The sequence below is a fragment of the Campylobacter sp. 2018MI13 genome, from assembly GCF_018501135.1.
GTDB lineage: Bacteria > Campylobacterota > Campylobacteria > Campylobacterales > Campylobacteraceae > Campylobacter_E.
This window is the reverse complement of the sequence record NZ_JAHCZC010000193.1, coordinates 1-509: the sequence shown is the minus strand read 5'-3', so window position 1 is coordinate 509 and position 509 is coordinate 1. Positions and strand designations below refer to the sequence as shown.

General features: G+C 31.6%; 1 protein-coding gene. It reads right to left on the bottom strand.

Annotated elements, in window-relative coordinates; all coding sequences use genetic code 11:
* On the bottom strand, window positions 1-509 hold a 509-nt coding region (locus tag KJQ99_RS09600), incomplete at both ends, for a hypothetical protein (protein WP_214150696.1).

The window sequence follows — 509 nt, the reverse complement described above, 5'->3', positions numbered from 1 at the left end:
TGTTTTTAAGCTTGATAAATATACTTTATATGTTCCAACTTCCCAACCACTACCATCTACTCTGTTTGTTAAATCAGGAGTATATGTAAATGTTCCATCTGGTGCAGCTTGGAATTCTTTCATAATTAATTCATCTTGTCCTGTTGCATTATTAGCTTTTACAAATCCTAATACTATTGTATCATTAGCAACTGATTTACCAACAAATGTTGGAGTAGTATCAAATGTTCTACCACCATTTGGAATTTCAGTTAAGTTGTTGAAATATCCACCTTCATCACCTTGTAATACTTTAAAGTTAAATACATTGTTATCTTGGCTATTGCTATCCACAACCACATCACTTGTAGTATTATCTACGCTAGGTGTATTTGTTTGAGTGTCAGCAACAAGTTTTAAGCTAGCTTCACCTTTAATATCAGTTCCAATTACATTAAATGTAAACTTGTAATCTCCAAAGTTATTGCAACCTAATTCTGGAACATATTTAAATTTACCATCAACAGCAA